Source organism: Paenibacillus sp. MDV22-iso6, from assembly GCF_058408365.1.
This window is the reverse complement of sequence record NZ_JBZVDZ010000004.1, coordinates 374,754-392,386: the sequence shown is the minus strand read 5'-3', so window position 1 is coordinate 392,386 and position 17,633 is coordinate 374,754. Positions and strand designations below refer to the sequence as shown.

Genomic DNA, 17,633 nt, shown 5'->3' with positions numbered 1-17,633 from the left:
CAAGGGAATTGGGTCTGTTCTGATCAGTCGTGTCCTGTTCTAGCTCGTCGTATTTATTCTCTTTGCGGAGACTGCTCGGATGTTTGAATCTATAGATTCTGAATCTCCGGGCAGCTCTTGCACGGTGAATGGACGACGAGAATAGCTAGTATCTCTTATTAAAACCGTTTACATATCGAGGGCGTTGTGGGCTACGTGTTCTGTGAAGGGGGTGATGTTTGGCAAAAGGTATGCCTGTCCCACATTTTCGATAAGGAGATGACCCATGTTCACAAGGAAAAGATGGAGTACAAGATTATTCAAAACTTGTAAGTCCGGCATGATCATGCTGCTTGGAGCATTGCTTTTATTCATTACGTTATTCCCGAATACAGCCAGAGCAGCAACAAGTGTTTACACGATTTCGGCTTTTACCAATACGAGCGAATCCAATCTGTATATCTATGAATCCTACAATGCGACTAATTACGGTTTGCTTAAAGGGCCTGCCTATACACCCCCGGCCAATCTGATCCGTGATCCCAGCATCATGAAGCATACGGATGGGCTGTATTATGTCGTTTATACCACGAACTGGTCAGGTAATACGATCGGCATCGCATCAAGCACAGATAAGGTGAATTGGACGTTTGTCCGCAATATTACCCTATCTGCACCCACCACGATTGCACATACCTGGGCACCGGAATGGTTCAAAGACAGCAACGGCAGTCTGAACATCATCGTGTCCATCTCCCCAGGCAATTATGAGAACTTCAAACCTTATGTTATCACAGCGACCAATGCAACGCTGTCTTCCACAACATGGTCTGCTGCCACAGAGCTTGCAGGCATTGCACCCAACTACATCGATACCTTCATCGTTAAAACCGGCTCAACCTATCACGCATTCACCAAGAATGAAACCACCAAGTATATCGAATATGCTACAGCTACTTCCCTCACTGGACCTTACACATTCAAAGGGACAGGGGATTGGGCAGGATGGGGTTCCTGGGTAGAGGGACCTGCGCTTGTCCAACTGGATACCGGCTCCTGGCGAATCTATTTTGACGGTTACTCTACACAAAAATATTATTACAGCGACTCTGCTGACGGGTTTCAGACCTGGAGTGCAAAGCAGGAGCTTGCCGGTCTGACCGGATTGGTTCGGCACATGACCGTGTTGAAAGAAAGCGGGCAGCCTGGCGATATCCGCAAGCTGGAGTCCTATAATGTTCCAGGCAGCTATATTCGCCATTATAACTATGTGGCCCGAATCGATGCCAGTGTCAGTCCCGCAGAGGACGCACAGTTCCGGGTTGTGCCCGGGCTGGCGAATGCAACAGGCATTTCATTTGAGTCTATGAATTATCCAGGCTATTTCCTGCGCAATAATAATGGCAACATCACACTGGTGAAAAATGACGACAGTGCTACGTTTCGAAATGATGCCACGTTCAAACGTGTAAATGGACTTGCTAACGCCGCTTGGACATCGTACGCCTCGTTTAGTAACCCGAACCTGTATCTGAGGCATTACAATAATGTGCTGAAATTGGAAGCTGTCGTTACCGCACTCGATAAGTCAGACGCGACCTTCCGAGAGATTGCACAGTAATCTTCTGGATTCTTCCATTGAAATTGAACTCATTTTATCTCAAGAAACTGAACTCATTTTACTTTAGAAGGAGTGAATCGAATGAAATGGTTGAAACGGTTGGGCACCCTGCTAATGGCAGGAAGTCTTATAACAGGGAGCTTGGGTACAGAGGCATCCGCCGCGGGTTCTTATACAGCCACGGCTGATCCCTCGAAGCAATATCAGACTATCGAAGGTTGGGGAACATCCCTTGCCTGGTGGGGCAAAGTGGTCGGAGAGTACTCCAACCGGGATGAGTATGTGGAAAAGATGTTTAGCCCAACAACCGGACTAGGTCTAAACGTCCTGCGTTACAACATTGGAGGCGGCGATAATCCTTCATCGAATGTGCTGGAATATCGCAAAGCCGTGCCGGGATATCAGCCTTCCCCGGGTGTGTATGACTGGAATGCAGATGCCAATCAGCGCTATATGCTCCAAGCCGCCAAATCATATGGAGTCAACGTCTTTGAAGCCTTTGCGAACTCGGCACCTTACTGGATGACCATTAGTGGAAATGTGTCCGGTGCCGCGAATGGTGGCAACAATCTCAAGCCCGATTACTATGATGATTTTGCTGATTATCTCACAGAGGTCGTGAAGCATTTCAGAGATAACTGGGGCATCACGTTCGACACCGTAACGCCGCTCAATGAACCCATCTCCACTTGGTGGAAGCAGGGCAACGATCAGGAGGGCATGCACTTTGATCGGGCAGATCAGAACACGATTCTGAGCCAGGTGCAATCTTCACTTACAGCAAAGGGATTGTCCACGAAGCTGAGCGCGCCAGAAGAATACAGTCTGGATGACACAACCACTTCCTTCAACAGTTACAGCAGTGCAGTGAAGTCTGCGATCAGTCAGATTAACACACATACCTATGGCGGAAGCAATCGTGCATCATTGCGGAATACAGCGACTTCAGCGGGAAAACATCTCTGGACCTCAGAATATGGAGACGGGGATGCCAGCGGACTAACGATGTCACGCACGATCCTTAAGGATATACGCAACATGGGGGCGAGTGCGTGGGTGTACTGGCAGGCCGTAGATAGTGCAGATGGCTGGGGATTTTTCAAAAACGTACTGAATAACACGCAAACGACCAGCTACACCGTGAATCAGAAATATTATGTCATGGGCAACTACAGCAAGTTTATTCGTCCTGGTTATAAGATCATCGGCATGAGTGATGCCAATACGCTTGCTGCCTATGATGCTACTTCAGGTAAAGTGGTGCTGGTGACTACCAATTCGGATTCGAGTGATACAACGGTGACGTATGATTTGAGTCAGTTTACAAGTGTTGGATCGTCTGCTCAAGTGCACCGGACCTCCTCTACGGAGAAGTTGCAGCAACTGACCAACATCAACATTCAGAATAAAAAGTTTACAGCGACCGCCAAAGCGGGCTCGGTTACGACCTATGTCATATCCGGCGCGACGTATAATGGCAGCACAGGATATGAATCCGGGGCGATCTATAAGCTGATCAATCGGAACAGTGGTCTCGCTTTGGATGTGAATGGGGCTTCTACTGCCGGGGGTGCAACGATCATCCAGTGGAACGACAATGGCGCAGCAAACCAACAATGGAAGTTGGAGTCTGCGGGCAACAGTTATTATAAGATCCGTAACGTAGGCAGTGGTCTGCTGCTGGATGTGAATCAGAGCTCTACTCAAGGAGGAGCAGCCTTGATTCAGTGGCAGGATAACGGGGGCAACAATCAACAATGGTTACCGGTGGATGTCGGAGGATATCTTGTGCTCGTGAATCGCAATAGCGGCTTAACCGTTGATATCAACCAGAGCTCCACAACCGCCGGTGCCTCGACCATTCAATGGGCAGACAATGGAGGAGCCAATCAGCACTGGAGTTTGGTTAAAGTGAATTAGAAGGAGAGTATTCATTGCGCGGACTGCTCTCGCTTTAGAATGATTCAACGTTGCTAAGGTAAGGATACTCCTTTCTTGAAGTAGGGCGCGCTATGCCACACGGCACGGCTCAAGAAAGGAGTTCATCCTGATACACCAAATCGAGTTAGCTTACGTTCAGTACTAGTTCAGCCTTCTCCGGGGCTAGTGCTCTATTGAAAACGTGAAAGGGCAAATCGTCCAATATCCTGATCCGTATGCCCTGTTTGCACCAAGTCAGACAATATTTTGCCCACTGCACTTGCGAATTTGAAGCCATGACCGGAAAATCCACCTGCCAGCCATACATGATTATGGGCAGGGTGACGGTCGATAATAAAATCTTCATCCGGTGTGAACTCGTATTTGCATACCCCACCACGCTTCAGCTTTCCCGCTGCCAGAGGCATCCGAAGTTCAAGCAATCTCCGCAGATCACCCTCATCCGTCTTATCAGAGCCAAATGAAGCCAGTGTACCGCCTGGTGTCCACTCCTGCCCCGTATCGTGACGTCCAATCTTCAGACCCGACCCGCCAATGCTCGGAAATCCATAATATCCGCCTTCTTTTCCAGCCAGCGTGAAACCGGGAAAGTGATCCTCGGCGAACAATGCCTCCGGTGCATCGAACCATCCCACGGTTTTGCGTACAGCTCGAATGGGAAGGTTCACGAACGGTTTCAGCGTCTGAAACCATGCTCCGGCACTGAGAATGACCTGGTTCGCATAATACGTCTCGCCAGCAGATGTGATGACTCCAACAGAATCTGCGCTGCACTCGATATGTTCCACACGTGTGTGCGTTAAGAGAGTGGAACCCGATGCTTCGGCTGCCTGACGGAAGGCGAGCACGCAGCGTTCACTGAATAAATAACCTGCATCAGGCTCATACATTCCCTCGTAATGTTCAGGGACTTCAATGCCTGGCCAGCGTTTCATGATTTCGGCTGCGCGCAAGGTTTCATATCGAATCCCCGCATCGTCAGCATGGGTTAAACGATTATGAAAAGAATGGATGTCCGGGTCAACTATATTCAAGACGCCCGAAGGTACAAGCAATTTGGCCCCGGTAGTATCCTCCAGTTCTTCCCACAGTTCCTGCGCCAGAAGTGCCATCGCTATATAGTCAGGTCCCCCGCTGTACACGTGGCGGATAAGCCGTGGTTCTCCGTGATGGCTGCCCTCCGTATGCGGAGGATCAAAGGCATCAATCAGTAATGTTTTTAATCCACTGCGCGCAAGATAATAACCTGCACTCATGCCCATCGATCCGGCTCCAACGATAATGACATCATAGGAATGTGATATAACCATCCCTCCTTCCGCTTATTTTTCAGAGACCAATCTTATACAGGATAATCTAGTCTTCAAATTTACGGCAGTCAATAGAACAGGTTATAGAGAAAGCCGATACAACAATAGAAAATTTTGATTAAGGATAAAGTTGTATGTATACCAAAATAGTGGTAGAGTTTTGAACTAAACATTCCGACCTGATTAGTCGGCATTTCAGATCTCTGTATATTCAGATGAAGAACAAGGAAGGTGAAGTCAACGTCAACGAATCCAACACAAGTGTCTGGTTTTCCCAGTCAAACCTATGCCGAAATTGTACTTGAACCCGCCTATAACCAGGCCACACAGCATCTGCTGAACCCCATGATGGCCGTAAACAAAGCACATCTAATTATGCTCCGTGAACAACACATCATTCCGGAGCAAGAAGCGTGCCACATCGCTTCGGCTGTACAGAGTCTGGATGTGGATGGGCTCCGAACGAGCGAGTATTCCTCCCACGTTGAAGATTTGTTCTACCAAGTCGAAGTTGAACTAGAGAAGCTTGGCGGACCCTCTGTCGGGAATCTGCACTTAGCCAGAAGCAGAAACGATATGGGAATCGCCATTTATCGTATGGTGCTAAGGGATAAGCTGAACTCAGCGATTTCCTCAGGGCTGTCATTACACCGAAGCCTAAGAGAATTTGCATTACGTCATATCGATACCCTCATGATTGCTCACACGCACACCCAACAAGCCCAGCCGACCACACTTGCCCATTACATCTGTGCCGTTAGCGATTCCCTTGAACGGGATCTCGAGCGGTTGAAATCCGCCTATACAGGCTGCAATCGCAGCAGTCTTGGTGCGGCTGCTCTCACCACTTCTGGATTTCCGGTCTGTCGAGACCGAACCGCAGAATTGCTCGGCTTTGATGGCATTATTGAGAATGCCTATGATGCCGTCAGCGGTGCAGATTATGCAGGTGAAGCCGCCTCTGTAGCCCAACTGGCAGCTATAAATCTGGGGCGTTTCGTTCAGGATCTGCTGTTATGGTGCACACAGGAATATGGTGCATTAATTGTAGCTGCCCCTTACGTTCAGATTAGTTCCATCATGCCGCAAAAACGGAATCCGGTATCCATTGAACACGCCCGTTCACTCCTTTCAAGTGCCAAAGGGGATGCAGCAACTGCTCTTAACATGATGCATAACACGCCCTTTGGTGACATTGTAGATACCGAAGATGATATGCAGCCCTATGTATGGAGAAGTCTGAATACACTTGAATCCGTATATCGCTTGCTGTCCGAAGTGATGGATACCCTTAAGGTCAATGTGTCATTGCTGCGTGAACGGGCAGAGCGTAGTTTTGCCATGGTTACCGAACTTGCAGATACGCTGGTCCGCACAGAAGGATTATCGTTTCGACAAGCTCATTCCATCGTGAGCCGGATTGTAACACAGCTGACGGAATCTGGTATTTCTATTTCGGGATTGAACTGGGAGGTTGTGAACACAGCGGTACAGGAAATTGCCGCCAAGCCGCTTGCCCTAACCTATGAGCAATTAGAGGAAGCAATATCTCCCGAGCATTTTGTACACATTCGGCATGTGCGTGGTGGACCCAATCCGGAAGAAGTGGCAAGAGCATTGGAGGCCCAAGCGCTCCGTCTCGGCAAACAGGAACAATGGAGTCTCGATACCACTAATAAACTCCGTTCTGTAGATGCAAAACTGGATTTAATTCTAAACGGCTGGCTTAACAGAATCTAAATGGAAGGAGTAAAATCAATGTTCTCCAATCCCGACTTTCGAGTTTTTGACATCCATGCCCATCTGCCTTATAAACTTTTGCTTTCCTCATATAAAAACCATGAGTTGGTGACGCGATATGGCAAGGAACGAAGTGAGCGAATGCGACTAACCTGGGATTTCCCAGCGGTGGAGGAGCAGGGAGAGGAAGCAGCACGGCCGTTAATTGAACGGTGGGTAGAGGAATTGGACAAATACAATGTTGCTGGACTTAACTTTCTGACGGCTCTGGATAATGACAATCTGGCTGAACAAATATCCTTATACCCGGATCGGTTTACCGGATTCGCCTATCATCCCATTGAAAATGAAGATGCATCCATTGAGCTGCGTAGGGCAGTTGATGAGCTCGGGTTGCGAGGATACAAGCTATTTGGTCCTCTCACCCAGATTCCCTTTGACTCCCCTTCGCTCGACCCGGTGTGGGCATTTCTTGCAGAGCGCCGCCTGCCTGTCCTGATTCATTTTGGCATGCTTGGTCATGCCGGAGGCATCGTTCATCATCCCAACATCAATCCGCTTGCCATCTTTAATACAGTCCGTGCCTATCCGGATATTCCGTTCATCATCCCTCATTTTGGCGCAGGGTATTTCCAGGAGCTTCTGCATCTAAGTTGGAGCTGCCCTAATGTATACATCGACACATCCGGTTCTAATCAGTGGGTACGCTGGATGCCCTATGAGCTGAACCTGGAGACGTTATTCCGCAAAACATACGAGCTGCTGGGTCCAGAGCGAATTATCTTTGGAACGGATGCAAGCGGATTTCCGCGTGGTTATCCTTATCGTTATTTGCAGGATCAGGTGCGTGTATGCCGTGAACTTCGCTTCCCTGAAGCGGACATTGAACTCATCTTCGGAAATAACGCAAGACGTCTGTTGAAGCTGCCTGTTGGCAAAGCCGTCGGTTCCACCAACGCGTAAGCCAAGGAAATAGAGAACGTTATAACACTTTTGTTGCAAAAGAGGGGAGAGTGGCTTCACTTGACGAAATCCGGTTATTTTTCATTCAGGCCAAGCAAGACCCTGCAATTATTGATTGCAGGTTTACTCTTATTGAGCATTACAGCTTGCTCAACCAAGCCATCCGAAGAGTCTGGTTCGGCAGGTGTAACAGCTTCGGGTGATCAGACGGAGCCCATCACGATTGAGTACTGGCAGTACGAATTTCCAGCCAAGGTTGAACTGATCAATACCTTAATCCAGGAATTCGAGACGGAACATCCCAACATCAAAGTCAAACAAACCAATTTTCCATACGACCAGTACAATCAAAAGGTAGCTACACTGGTTCCCGCTGGAAAAGGACCGGATGTCATCAATCTGTATTACGGCTGGTTGCCCAAATATGTGCAATCCGGTTATTTACAGCCGTTGCCGGAAAGCAGCTTTCCGGGCATCGCCGAGGCATTTTTCCCTTTTGTAGATACAGCCAAATTAAACGGAAGCTATTATGCTCTGCCTACAGGCGTGAGAACGCTGGGGTTGTTTTATAACAAGGACTTGTTCACCAAGGCTGGACTTGATCCGGACAAACCGCCTACGACTTGGGAAGAGCTTGTCTCGGATGCCAAGGCATTAACGGAAACGGACAAAAATGGGCAGTTGGTGACAGAGGGTTTCGCATGGGAACCAGGTTCCCAGCTTCATCACTGGTTCCGAGACGGATTGTTATATCAAGCGGGAGGCAAAGATACGAGCGAGGATCGTCGGAAAATCCTGTGGAATGATACCCCTGCAGGGCTTGAAGCATTCAAGTATCTGGTTGATTTTGCAACCGTGCATAAGGTAGGAATTAACGGCTTTTACACTGATGATGCCAATGCATTCAAAACGGGCCATGCCGCAATTAACGTCGATGGTTCATATCGATTGGGATCTATCAAAAAAGACGCTCCCGATTTGAATTTTGCTGTCGCACCGCTGCCGGGTTATAAAGGGAAATCCACACAGGCTTCATTCTGGGCTAATGCGATTCCAGCCAATGTTACCGGAGAGAAGTTGGAAGCAGCTACGGCCTTTTTACAGTTTTTGATCAGCAAGGGCGTTCAGGAACAATGGGTGGAGAAGGTCGGTGAACTTCCCGCACAGAAAGAAGTTGCTCTTCAGGATAAGTATGTGAATGACCCGCTGCTTGGCCCTTTTATCTCCCAACTGAACGATGCCAACGCCCACTTCTTCATTGATGAGACGCAGGAGCGTACGTTGTTTGTGAACGCTGTGGATGAGGTGCTGCTTAATCATGTGCCGGAAGAACAGGCCTTCAATGATCTGGTGGCCAAAACTCAGAAGCTCTATGACGACTACTGGGCGAAACAGGATAAGAAAAAATAAGTTCTCATTCAAGGAGGCTGCGCAGCTATGAGGACTACCGGGGTGATCCCTTCGCGGCCGAAACGGCGTCGTTTATGGTTCGGATCGGGAATAGGAAGACTCAATTACAGACATAAACAGCGGTTATTCATTTATGGCGGTTTGTTGATTCCGCTGATCTATTTTGTAGTCATCCGCATCTTACCGATTCTGTATTCCTTTAACGTAAGCTTTCGCGAATGGGGCATGCTGTCACCGGATAAACCCTTTGTGGGCTTTGATAATTATGCGACGTTGCTAAGTGACTCTCTATTCCTCAAGTCCCTGGTGAATACAGGAATCTACGTCGTTGTTGGTGTACCTGCACAGTTGATTGCCGGATTAATCGTGGCTCTTCTTCTCCAACAAGTGGTGAAGCTGCGCGGATTGTTCAGGACAGCCTACTTTATCCCGTATGTAACCAGTGTAGTGGCGGTAAGCTGGATATTCCGGTGGCTGCTGATGAAGAACGGGATTGTAAATGCTCTATTTATAGAGTTGGGCCTTGGGCCGCAATCTTTCCTGTATTCGCCCACACAGGCCATCTTTTGGATTATTGCGGTGATGGTATGGCAAAATATCGGATTTCAGATGCTCATTTTCCTGGCGGGTCTGCAAAACATCCCCAAATTGTATTATGAGGCGGCTGCCATAGACGGAGCCACGGGTTGGCAGCGCTTTGTGCATATTACGATCCCTCTGTTGAACCCGGTCATGCTTCTATCTGTCGTCATGGCAAGCATCGGGTTTCTGCAATCCTTCACTCAGGTGCTGAATATGACTGGAGGCGGGCCGTTGGACTCCACCATATCTGTCGTGCTTCATATATACAATTTGGCTTTCAAGAGTTTTGATATGGGCCTGGCCTCGGCAGCCACCGTCATTCTGTTTGTCATCATATTCATGCTGACTCTGGTTCAGCTTAAAGTGCTTGGCAGTCGTTTTCAACAGGAGTAAAAGGAAGGAGGGTGCTTTACAAGCATGAGCAGATCTGCCGCATGGGCCGATACCCGAACAACACTCCGCTGGAAACGTTCCGGGTCAATGATCAGTTATGGTTTACTTACGCTCGGACTTGGGTTGATGGTGTTTCCGTTTCTATGGATGATATCGACGTCGTTCAAGACGCTGGATGAAATCTACTCTCTAAGCCTCATCCCTTCCAGAGTCACATGGGATAATTATGCGGCTATTTTTCAGGGAACTCCATTTCCCCGCTGGATGTTGAACAGTTTATATGTAGCCGTCATTGCCACCGTGAGCGTCTGCGTATTTGATTCCATTACGGGATACATTCTGGCCAAATTTACGTTCTGGGGGAAACAGGTTATCTTTGTACTCATTCTGAGTACATTAATGGTGCCGACTGAAATGCTGATTATTCCATGGTATCTTGTATCCAGCAGTTTTAACGGCATGGATACGTACTGGGGAATTCTGTTTCCAGGTTTAATATCCGGGTTTGGCATTTTTCTAATGAAGCAATTCATGGAATCTCTTCCTTCGGAATTACTGGACGCGGCACGAATTGATGGCATGGGAGAATGGGGCATTTTCCTTCGGATCGCTGTTCCGCTGGTAAGGCCAGCGTTCGCTACCCTCTGCATTCTGACATTCCTGGGCAGTTGGAATTCGTTCATCTGGCCGCTCATTATTACACAGAGTGAGGAGATGTTTACGATTCCGGTCGGGATGGCTTTCTTCTCCAGCGAGGCTAAGGACAGCAGCAACTGGGTGCAGATTATGACTGGAGCAACACTTTCGGTTCTGCCATTGATCATTCTCTTTCTGTGTTTTCAGAAGCAGATCATTCGTGGTATTGCTACAACAGGTCTAAAATAGCATTAAAGCGACGGACATGTTTTATAGAAAAACAGAACCCTACAATACAAAGCAAAACAAAACAGAGCCGGTTACCCCGTCAAGGGGGCCGGCTTTGTTCTTTCATGGAAATGGAAAAGCCATGCGTGCAATGAAGCGGTGCATTTTCCATATGGAAATGGGTGATTCGTCCATGGAAGGCCGGACCTACCTTGGATATAATCGGAGACTAAAGCCGTAGCAACCAGGAGGAATACTTCATTGAAACAAGTGATGAGACATGACGGAACAGAACCGGAGGTAACTTTGCCGGGAACCACCTTTTACCGCATGCGTGCAGAACAGACCAAAAGAGAGTACGAGATCAGAGTTTGGGTGCCGGAGAGCGCCCCGCCAGCTTCCGGATATCCCGTGATCTATTTACTGGATGCCAATGCGGTGTTTGGTACGATGGTTGAGGCCATGCGTGTACAATCTTTACGCCCGGAGAAGACCGGGGTTGCGCCAGCAATTATTGTTGGCGTGGGGTATACAGTCCGGGAAGCCTTTCCACAGGACAGGCACTATGATTTTATGATGTCGGTTCCCGAAGATGAATTACCCCGGAGACCGGACGGAGCAACTTGGCCGGAGCATGGCGGCGCTGAAGCATTCACCCAATTTATCGAGGAACAATTGAAGCCGGACATTGAACGACGCTATGCCATTGACCGGAGCAGACAGTCCGTTGTGGGACACTCGCTGGGCGGATTATTTGTTTTGCAGTTGTTACTAGATCGTCCGGGAACATACCGAAATTACATTGCAGGTAGTCCGTCTCTTCATTGGAACTCGGCCTGGATCGCCCGGCAGCAAGAGACGTTTGCTTCCCGTATGCTGGATAATCGTATGGAAATTCACGTTTTACTTGCAGCAGGAGAACTGGAGGGGAGTCATCCCAGCGGGGTGATTGAACGTTCCCGAGCATTTACCGAATGGTTGAACCATGCCGATGCAAATGGAGTCCGTGCTGATTTTATCTGTTTTGAAGATGAAGGTCACATCTCTGTATTGCCTGTGTTGATCAGCAGAGTACTGCGATTTGCATCCAGAGATTGATCGGGTTGAGCACCATCATGAAAGAACTAGTAGATGCGGGGGTCTCTGAAAATTTGATATACTGATGATAGTTATTGAGAATGGTTATCAAATGGAGGCCTATAAATAGATGATTTCCCCTAACTTATACCCTAATCAAGAAGTGGATTCCACGTATCCACTCGACAGATTGACTATAAAATTGCGTGACATGGAGAAAATGAAATCCACTTCAGACTGGAACATTCCCCAGCAGCATACCTCGTCTTATGTGCTTGTCATGGTCACAGGTGGTGAAGCCTTACTGACACTGGATCGGGGGTCTATCCATATCCATGCACAAGGCGTATATTCCTGTGTACCCGAATCCACTTTTGGACTGACCTCTTTCGGAGATGAAGGAGCCGAAGTAACGATCATGCGGTTTGACCTTTATCAAGAGCTGCATGATGATCCTGACACTTTGCATGTGGTTAAAGATACCCCGATGTTCAGATCTGGCAAGGAGCTGGCGGTGTCACCAACCGTTCAGCTCTCATTTATGTGCGAAGAAATACACAACCTGTGGCATAGTGGCAGGGCCATGGGACATTTTCAGGCACATGTGCAATTTCTCCAATTACTCGCAAGCCTTACAGAAGCATCACCTCCGCTCAAGGAAGATTCCCAGATGATGATCCAGCGTACCAAAGATTATATCGATGAGCATTCCAATGAGAATCTAACCGTGGAATATCTGGCAGGCATGGCCGGGCTGAGTCCGAAATATTATGTGGACCTGTTCAAGCGAAGATATGGAATGAGTACAACTGATTATATTTCTTCACTCCGCATTAACCGGGCAAAACAACTGATGGCCGGTACTGAAATGCGTCTGCGGGATATTGCTCATCAGGTTGGATATCACGACGAATTTTACTTCAGTCGCAAATTTAAAAAAGCCATGGGAATATCCCCTTCGGTATATATGAACAGCCGCCGCCGTAAAATTGCCGCCTATCACATTGCGATTACAGGACATTTGCTGGCCCTGAACATGATTCCCTATGCGGCACCGCTGCACCCGAAATGGACATCGTATTATTATCGAATGTATGGCAAGGACATCCCTGTACATCTGAGTGCCTATCGGATTGACATGGAATGGCAATCCAAAATTCAGGCTCTGCAGGAGCATCAGCCCGACCTGATTATCAGTTACGACCATTTGCGACCTGAGGAGAAAGCACAGCTTGAAGGTATTGCACCGGTTCATTACCTCACGGTCTCAGATCACAACTGGCGATCACAGCTCCAGATTCTGGCTGAACATCTGGGGACACAGCAGGATGCCAAGAGTTGGCTGGAAACTTATGATCATAAGGTTGACCAGGTCAAAACGATGATGCATCAAAAGCTTGGCAACGAGAAGGTAGTCGTTGTCCGTTTGTTAAAACATCAGTTCACACGTTATTGTTCACCATCCATGTTGGAAGTGTTATATGGAGATTTGGCAGTCAAACCAGCTCATGTCAGTGAAGAAGGGGAGATATATAACGAGCCGATTACGCTGGAACAACTGGATGAAATGCAGACGGATTGGATATTTCTGATGGTATGTCAGGAGAGTGAGACGTTATCCTTCTGGGAGGATGTGCAGAAAACCTCCTTGTGGCAAAATATAAAATCTGTTCAGAATAACCGGTTGTTCATCATCCCGGCTGATCCCTGGCTTGAGAACTCGCCCCTCGCCAACGAACGCATCCTGGACGATCTGATGGATCGCTATCGGTGAAAAATCCATAGAGATTCAGGACAGAGTCCATGGTTCTGTCGGTCAATCTTGTTTATCATTCAATAATGATTATTATTCTCAATTAGAATAATCGAAATTGAAGGGGGATCACCAGAGATGAAAAAGAAATTGGGGTTATGTTTGGTAATGATATGTATGCTCGCTGTATTGGGAGCGTGCGCCAATAAAGAGGACGCGTCAGGGACTGCGGAGAATTCGGCCTCGACTGGAACAACGGCGACGACCAATGAAACGGATACAGCTGAGGCAGCTGAAGGTACAAGAACTATTAAATACTTAGATCAGGAGTACACGGTTCCGACAGAGGTTAACCGTATTGTAATTACCGGTTCCATGGAAGCCATGGAGGATGCACTGGTTCTTGATGTACATCCGGTAGGGGCTATTACTTTTGGCGGCGAATTCCCGGAGATGTATGCTTCTATCACGGATCAAGCTGAGTCCATTGGGCAGAAGATTGAGCCTAACTTTGAGACCATTCTGTCCCTGAAACCGGATATTATCCTGGGTTCTACGAAGTTTAAACCTGAAGTGGCCGAGCAGTTAAGCAAAATTGCGCCATTTATTCAGGTGTCTCATATTGCTACGGATTGGGAGTCGAACCTTAATCTACTGGCTGAGCTGACAGGCAAACAGGAACAGGCCAAACAGGAAATTGAACAGTATAAGGCTGCTTTGACTACTGCCCAGGCTGAACTTGGGGACAAACTGGAAAACAAAAAGGTGTTGGCAGTACGTATTCGTAACGGACAAATGTATGTGTATCCTGAGTCTGTCTTTGTGAATCCGATTCTGTATGGAGACCTTGGATTCCAGGTTCCGGCCGAGATTCAGGCAGCCAAAGCACAGGAAGCACTTTCGGTAGAGAAGTTTGCAGAGATGAACCCGGATTATGTGTTTGTACAATTTGAGACATCCGAGAACTCCGACACCCCGAATGCCCTGACAGATCTACAGAACAACCCGATTATCCAGAAGACAACTGCGCTGAAGGAAAATCATGCTTTTGTTAATGTCATTGATCCATTGGCTGAAGGTGGTCCGGCCTGGAGTCGTATTGAATTCCTGAAAGCAGCAGTTGAGCAGTTATCCAAATAATTAGAGCAAGGCGTGTATACTCCTATGCAAAAAAGAAGATTGAATCCGGTGGTGCTGTTCGCAGCAGCACCTCTGTTCATTGCAGTTACCATTCTTGCGTCCGTCATGTACGGAGCCAAGAGCATTGACGTTTCAACCATAATGGCAGCCATTTTCCATTTTGATACAGACAGCATCGATCACCAGATCATCGTGTCATCCCGGCTCCCGCGTGTTATTGGTGCTCTATTAATCGGGGCTTTTCTGGCGGTGTCAGGTGCGCTCATGCAGGGGATGACAAGAAACTATCTTGCATCCCCTTCCATTATGGGAGTATCCGATGGATCGGTAGTGGTCATCACCTTATGTATGGTATTTATGCCGAATACGTCATCTCTTGGTCTGATATTTTACTCTTTGGCGGGATCGGCACTTGGAGCAGGACTGGTATTTTTCATAGCCTGGTTACTGCCGGGGGGTATGTCGCCTGTTCGACTTGCCATTCTGGGCACGATTATTGGTACATTCCTCGGTGGTGTATCTCAGGCCGTGGCTACCTATTATCAGGTGTCTCAAACGATCAGTTTCTGGTATAACGCCAGATTGCATCAGATGGACCCGGGCATGATCAAGCTGATTATTCCATTTGCTGTGGTGGGACTGGCGTTAGCCATCATCCTCTCCAAGTCTATTACCATTCTGTCGATGGGCGATGATGTGGCAACAAGCCTGGGGCAGCGTACCGGATGGGTTAAGGCTTTATCGATACTGAGTGTAGTTATCCTGACTGGAATATCTGTGGCTTTGGCGGGCAAAATCGCTTTTGTCGGTTTGTTGGTTCCGCATATTACCCGATTTCTCTTCGGGGTGGATTACCGCTGGATTATTCCGTGCTCCGCTCTGCTGGGCGGATTCTTTTTGGCCTGGTGTGACATCTTGAGTCGTTTCATTAACTCTCCGTTTGAAACACCAATTGGAGTCGTCACCGCATTATTTGGCGTTCCCTTCTTCCTTTATCTGATCAAAACCAAAGGAGGGGGAAAACATGCCTGAACCGCAGCGGGGAAGATTATGGGCCGTCATTTTCATAAGTTCAATAATCATTGCAGCAGCCGTTTATATCAGTTTGACTAACGGTGCGTTTGACATATCGGTGATGGATGTGGTCAAAACGTTATTACGGCTGGACGCTGTCCATGAGCATGATCTTGTTATTTTTGACTTCCGGCTGCCGCGAATTGTCATTGCATTACTGCTTGGCCTGGGACTCGGGATTGCCGGAGCTGTAATTCAGGGTATTGCGCGCAATCCGCTTGCTGACCCCGGCATGCTTGGTATTAACGCAGGTGCTGGAACAGCAATGGTGCTCTTTATGCTTCTGTTTCACGGGTCCATAACGGGTACAGGATGGTTGTCCGTTATGGCGATGCCGCTGTTTGGCCTGGTGGGTGGATTAACCGCAGTTATTCTCATCTTGTGGTTTGCTCAGGAGCGCGGACAGTTGGATTCCCAAAGGCTCATTCTGGTCGGGATTGCCATCGGTTCAGGTTTTAGTGCAATTACGCTTTATCTTTCCCTCAAGATGAACCCGTCCGATTTTGAGATGGCTACCGTCTGGCTGACAGGCAGCATTTATAATGCCAATTGGCGATACATATCGGCGATGATTCCATGGCTGGTTCTGCTGATTCCTTTGCTTTGGGCTAAATCCCGTGTGCTGGATGTCATGCAGCTGCAGGAGGCCAGCAGCATGGGACTCGGCGTGGATGTTCATCGGGAGAGAAAAATATTGTTGCTGGGCAGTGTTGGGCTCGTCAGTGCCTGTGTTGCCGTATCCGGGAGTATCGGATTTGTTGGGTTAATCGCTCCTCATATTGCACGGCGGCTGGTGGGGCTTCACCATAAACGGGTCATTCCGATATCCGGTTTGGTCGGCATGGCGATGGTTGTTGTAGGTGATTTGATCGGCAAAACGGTATTTGCCCCGGCAGAACTGCCTGTGGGCATCGTCATCTCCATTATTGGCGTTCCTTATTTCATCTTTTTACTGCTCAAAAACCGGATGTAACAAGCCAGATTTGAAACAGGAGGGAAGGGTTCCATACATGAGTAAATGGGTACAGGAGTCGGTTAATGGCTGGACGCTCCATCTGCTGCTTCCGCCATCTTACACAGAGGGAGATCGTCATTACCCGGTCGTTTATATTCAGGATGGAGGTGCGGTAGCCAAAGCCTGTAGCAATCTGCTGGATCATTCTTTTCGCTCCGGAAAATTGCCTGAATTGATTTTGGTTGGTATTGAACCTCACAATCGCAACGATGACTACACACCATGGCCTGTACCAGCGCTGCATGCATCCTTTTCGGCCTTTGGCGGTCAGGGAAGCATATATCTGAAGGCGATCGCTGAGCAGCTGAAACCGTATGTGGACTCGTCTTACCGTACTCTTGCAGATTCAGAGAATACAGGTATACTTGGCTGTTCGCTCGGTGGGCTGATCTCTCTGTTTGCGGCGATGGAATTCCCTCATATCTTTGGAAAGGTTGGGGCGTTATCGGCCTCTATGTGGTATGAAGGTTTCCTCGATTATATGAGTGACTATTCCTGGGCTGAACGCCACGGGTTGAAGCTGTATATGTATGTTGGGAGTCTGGAAGGTGTGTACAAGGTTAATGCCCAAGCACAAATGTTGGAAAATACACGTTCTGCGTGTCGCATGATTTTGGCCCAGGGTTATCCTGCCGAGCGGCTGAATTACGTGGAGGAAGAGGGCGGGACGCATGATCTTTTGTTTTTTGCCAAGCATCTGCCCGAAGCATTATCCTGGTTGTATCAGTGAGCATATAGCTTAGGAAGCCCTCATTCTGTTTGGATATCGTC

Annotated in this window: 14 protein-coding genes; 13 read left to right on the top strand and 1 reads right to left on the bottom strand. The window is 48.2% G+C overall.

Annotated elements, in window-relative coordinates:
• Positions 1-265: 265 nt before the first annotated feature.
• Both AC4PM4_RS13805 and AC4PM4_RS13800 read left to right on the top strand, forming a co-directional pair.
• Entirely contained in the window at positions 266-1,600 is a 1,335-nt protein-coding gene (locus AC4PM4_RS13805; protein ID WP_072734632.1) for a glycoside hydrolase family 43 protein, read from the top strand.
• Positions 1,601-1,681: 81 nt separating this feature from the next.
• A complete protein-coding gene (locus AC4PM4_RS13800) occupies positions 1,682-3,520 on the top strand; it encodes an RICIN domain-containing protein (RefSeq protein ID WP_063565351.1) in 1,839 nt (612 codons plus the stop codon).
• A gap of 191 nt (positions 3,521-3,711) precedes the next feature.
• On the opposite strand, the gene solA is transcribed toward AC4PM4_RS13800, so the two are convergent.
• Positions 3,712-4,851, bottom strand: coding sequence for an N-methyl-L-tryptophan oxidase (gene solA, locus AC4PM4_RS13795; RefSeq protein WP_072734631.1), 1,140 nt, complete (start codon positions 4,849-4,851; stop codon positions 3,712-3,714).
• Positions 4,852-5,082: 231 nt separating this feature from the next.
• Here solA and argH point away from each other — a divergent pair, with 231 nt between their 5' ends.
• The 11 genes from argH (at position 5,083) to AC4PM4_RS13740 (ending at position 17,592) form a co-directional block, all read left to right on the top strand.
• Entirely contained in the window at positions 5,083-6,591 is a 1,509-nt protein-coding gene (gene argH, locus AC4PM4_RS13790; protein ID WP_072734630.1) for an argininosuccinate lyase, read from the top strand.
• An 18-nt stretch (positions 6,592-6,609) separates the two neighbouring features.
• On the top strand, positions 6,610-7,554 hold the full coding sequence (locus AC4PM4_RS13785; protein ID WP_491613845.1) for an amidohydrolase family protein: 945 nt from the start codon (positions 6,610-6,612) through the stop codon (positions 7,552-7,554).
• 60 nt (positions 7,555-7,614) lie between these two features.
• Complete coding sequence (locus tag AC4PM4_RS13780; protein ID WP_072734628.1) at positions 7,615-8,964, top strand: sugar ABC transporter substrate-binding protein; 1,350 nt, start codon at positions 7,615-7,617, stop codon at positions 8,962-8,964.
• A 27-nt stretch (positions 8,965-8,991) separates the two neighbouring features.
• A complete protein-coding gene (locus AC4PM4_RS13775; RefSeq protein ID WP_072734627.1) occupies positions 8,992-9,939 on the top strand; it encodes a carbohydrate ABC transporter permease in 948 nt (315 codons plus the stop codon).
• 24 nt (positions 9,940-9,963) lie between these two features.
• Positions 9,964-10,824, top strand: a complete 861-nt coding sequence (locus AC4PM4_RS13770) for a carbohydrate ABC transporter permease (RefSeq protein ID WP_072734626.1) — start codon at positions 9,964-9,966, stop codon at positions 10,822-10,824.
• A gap of 252 nt (positions 10,825-11,076) precedes the next feature.
• Positions 11,077-11,901 carry an alpha/beta hydrolase gene (locus tag AC4PM4_RS13765; protein WP_072734799.1) on the top strand — a complete coding sequence of 275 codons (825 nt, stop codon included), beginning with the start codon at positions 11,077-11,079 and terminating at the stop codon, positions 11,899-11,901.
• Positions 11,902-12,010: 109 nt separating this feature from the next.
• Positions 12,011-13,654 (top strand): AraC family transcriptional regulator, encoded by a 1,644-nt coding sequence (locus AC4PM4_RS13760; protein WP_072734625.1) that lies wholly within the window; start codon positions 12,011-12,013, stop codon positions 13,652-13,654.
• A gap of 117 nt (positions 13,655-13,771) precedes the next feature.
• The gene (locus AC4PM4_RS13755) at positions 13,772-14,773 is read left to right on the top strand and encodes an ABC transporter substrate-binding protein (RefSeq protein ID WP_072734624.1); all 1,002 of its coding nucleotides are present in this window, start codon (positions 13,772-13,774) and stop codon (positions 14,771-14,773) included.
• Between the two features lie 24 nt (positions 14,774-14,797).
• Positions 14,798-15,805, top strand: coding sequence for a FecCD family ABC transporter permease (locus AC4PM4_RS13750; protein ID WP_063565358.1), 1,008 nt, complete (start codon positions 14,798-14,800; stop codon positions 15,803-15,805).
• Positions 15,798-16,820: a FecCD family ABC transporter permease gene (locus tag AC4PM4_RS13745; protein ID WP_491613844.1), complete on the top strand. Its 1,023-nt coding sequence runs from the start codon at positions 15,798-15,800 to the stop codon at positions 16,818-16,820. Before AC4PM4_RS13750 ends, AC4PM4_RS13745 begins: the two co-directional genes overlap by 8 nt.
• 37 nt (positions 16,821-16,857) lie before the next feature.
• Entirely contained in the window at positions 16,858-17,592 is a 735-nt protein-coding gene (locus AC4PM4_RS13740; protein WP_491613842.1) for an alpha/beta hydrolase, read from the top strand.
• Positions 17,593-17,633 lie beyond the last annotated feature (41 nt).